This window comes from Blastocatellia bacterium (assembly GCA_025054955.1).
Taxonomy (GTDB): domain Bacteria; phylum Acidobacteriota; class Blastocatellia; order HR10; family J050; genus JANWZE01.
Genome location: JANWZE010000088.1, coordinates 1 through 3225, shown reverse-complemented (window position 1 = coordinate 3225; position 3225 = coordinate 1). Strand labels below are relative to the sequence as shown.

At 53.5% G+C, this 3225-nt stretch carries 2 protein-coding genes; one reads left to right on the top strand and one right to left on the bottom strand.

All coding sequences use genetic code 11. The features are described 5' to 3' along the window. The first annotated feature begins 331 nt into the window (after positions 1-331). The gene (locus NZ823_11755; protein ID MCS6805797.1) at positions 332-970 is read left to right on the top strand and encodes a hypothetical protein; all 639 of its coding nucleotides are present in this window, start codon (positions 332-334) and stop codon (positions 968-970) included. Between the two features lie 466 nt (positions 971-1436). Here NZ823_11755 and NZ823_11750 read toward each other — a convergent pair whose 3' ends face one another. Continuing rightward, positions 1437-2348 carry a hypothetical protein gene (locus NZ823_11750; protein ID MCS6805796.1) on the bottom strand — a complete coding sequence of 304 codons (912 nt, stop codon included), beginning with the start codon at positions 2346-2348 and terminating at the stop codon, positions 1437-1439. Positions 2349-3225: the final 877 nt, after the last annotated feature.

Genomic DNA, 3225 nt, shown 5'->3' with positions numbered 1-3225 from the left:
ACGCCCACGTCGCTTGACGCGCTGGCCAGACACGATTGATCCGCCGGAACAATTCGGCGTCGGCAGCGCGGATTGTGCTCGAGTTGTTGGGCTCCTTCGAAATAACCATTTTCATGGTTCGTGGCGTGCAATCGCATAAGGGCGATTCCCTGTCAATCCCTCACTTTATAGAGGAGGACGTCTGTGCCTTTGACAATCCTTCAAGCAGCCATGTAGCATGTGTGGCGAATAAAAATCATCATCCGGTCTGGCAGGAGAAGAGAGAGCCGACTTTCGCAAATTCCTATGAAGAAGGCTGAGACCCGCCGGGCAACAACTGGGAGGGTCTTGTATGAGAAGAGTCGCATTGCTTGCTGGATGTTTTGTTTGTCTTTGTATCGTCGTCACTTTGTCCACAATCGCATCCAGAGTAGCGCGGTCCGCGCCGGCGCGGTCGGTCACGCTGAGCAGAAATGAGCCACAGCATCCGCCCAATGATGACTGCGTCAACAGCATCAGCGTCACCGCTACTGATTGTCCCATTACATTCAACCAAGACTCGACTGACGCGACTGATCAACCCGGAGAACCACTTGCCCGATGCCCGCTTGGCGGCCCCGGCCGATCGTCAGGCAGCGTGTGGTACGAGTTCATGTCAACGATGCGTGCCGTTGTCACGGTTTCAACCTGCGGCAGCAGTTACGACACCGTGTTGTCGGTTTACGCCGTTGACGCAACAGATGCGTGCGATTTTGACCAGTTTGTCGAAGTCATCTGCAACGATGATAGCAATTGCGATGGTGTCGGCTTTGAGGAAACTCAATCGCGTGTCAGGTTCACGGCTGAACCTAACATTCCATATCGAATTCAGGTCACCGGCTTTGACGGCGCATCAGGTGAGCTGACGATCCGCTTTGTTTGTGCCTACCGCAAGGTTGTGATCAACGAAAGTCCACCGCGCGAGCCGTCAACGACCAACTGGTTTGACTGAGAAAGAACACTGGCGCCGGCGCTCGTCGGCTTGACGTGTTGACGGCGCCAACCAATCATCGCGTTTTACCAAGACGGAAGCGACCGAGCAGGCGCAGGGGGCAGATGTTGAATCCGCATGCTCCGCGTTCTCTTTTCGCAGGGAATATCAGAGTGGGTCCTGAACCCGCGCTCGCTTGCTTCTGTGTGCTGGAGCGGTTTGCACCCGCGCTCGCTTGCCTCTGTGTGCTGGAGCGGTTTGCGCCCGTGCTCACTTGCTTCTGTGTGCTGGAGCGGTTTGCGAATGAGTTTACTCTGGAAGCACACACAGCATGCATGAGTCCGCAAGATGCAGAGTCACCAGCCGAGAGCGGTTTGCGAATGAGTTTGCCATGGGGCGCAGGCTTCCAGCGTGCATCAGCCCGCAAGGTGCGGGCCCCCAGGCTAGATGCAATTGAAAATCGCTCTAAATGTAATTGAAAATCGCTCTACCTGCCTCTCATCTCGTGGATGGTGATGATCTGACGTTGACTGGGCAGAAGCTGACCTTTTCTGACCAACGCTTCTTGCGCCGCATACCGGTAATCCCGGTCGTTGCCTTTGTCCTCGTAAAATTGCTTCAGCCGCCACAGTGCATCCGGCGTCCCAATCCCCTCAATCTTCTCCATCAACCACAGCACAAACTCAAATGTCCCCCACCCAGGCTTCTGCTTGACATACTCCTGAAACATCGTCCACACATACTCAAGCTGATCCCCGCTCCCTCGACGCGCTATCTCCTCATTCACCTCAATCCGTTTGATCCCTAGCCGAATCCGGTTAGCCTTCGCTTTTAAGCCTTGCTGCATTCGCACCTTTTCTGCTTCATGCAGAAGCCGCTTCGCTTCATCTCCCCCAACTTTGACCAAAAAATCAATGGCCGAGTCAACAATCCACTCCGAACCAGAACGTAATCCCTGTTTGGCAATGGTCAATTGAGCAGGCCCAGATTTCGCTTGCAATAGACTCAGTTGCCACTTGATATCATCGGCATATCCCTTGACGTTCTCGTCTCGCACAAGATCAACTCGTTTACTTATGCGGTTCAACGCCTCCGCTGGCATCTGCCACTGCCGCAATGCAAGTCTCAGCAAATGGAGCGCATCAGTGTTTATATTTCCATCGCCAATCTCAAGGCGTTCCAATATCAGCGCCATTAACTGTGGATCATATTCAGCCACCCCCAGTCGCCCTAATCTGTCCACCTGTAGCGCGGCAAAAAACTCTTGGCGCCGCCGCTGCGCTTCGATCTGGCGATCCAAATCGTCTCCTAGACGCTGGCCAGGGGCCCACACCACACCAACCACAATCCATGTCATCATTAAAATGCTCTGTTTCTTGACCCGATCAAAAATCACCATAGTTCTTATCCTCCCTGACATAAGCTAGAGTGACAGGCTCGCCTCTGGTTGTTGCCAAAGCTCTGGGCATCTCGTTCCGTCAGGCAATAGACCTTATTTTGCGGATCAGCACGGCAATCTCCAAGCGGAACACCACAGCCGCCCGTACTTTGATTGCGTGTATCGTCCCTTATGCCATCAGCGCTAGACCCTTGAGGCGTTGCTTCTGGCAATCCATCTAAATCACTGTCATTCAGTGAACCCGAAGGGCCACTAGGCGGGCAAGACGTCCCCAGATTGCTCCGTCCCAGCAGCGTATTCTGCCATGCATGGCGTGCCTCGTGGATCACGGTGTTTGACAAGTCACAGTTCGTGTTCAATCTGTGAAGGTTAGGACCAAAGGGGTTACCATTCTGATCACGCACTTGACAAACTGGACTGATCCTGATGAAGGTTGAAAAAATCTCCGTTGCCCCACATACAGGATCTAGTGTTTGCCCCAAACCTGTCACACTTCGAGCCACCTCCCCAACGATTCCGGTCCTACTCTTGAAGCAGTTCAACAGGTCCTGCGATTGCGCAATCAACCAATCAATCTGCATATCATTGTCTGCATCAACCCATTGATCAATTTCCAGGTCTCCTGACGTGCAAATGAACTGACTACTCGCGTCCAACAGATGAACAAAAACTCTTGCCCCTCTTGGGCCAGCGGCATCAGTCGAGTTCGACACCGACTTGACGGTGAGCCGGGCTGTTCCGTTGGACAGGGAGACAACCGGCTTGGCCGTCAAGTCTGTAGCTCCGTTTCGACCATCATAAATGCCCGTTCCGTTCTCCATGAATCGCACCTTCCACCCTTGCACAAAACTACTGGGCGCCACCGTGATTTTCAACG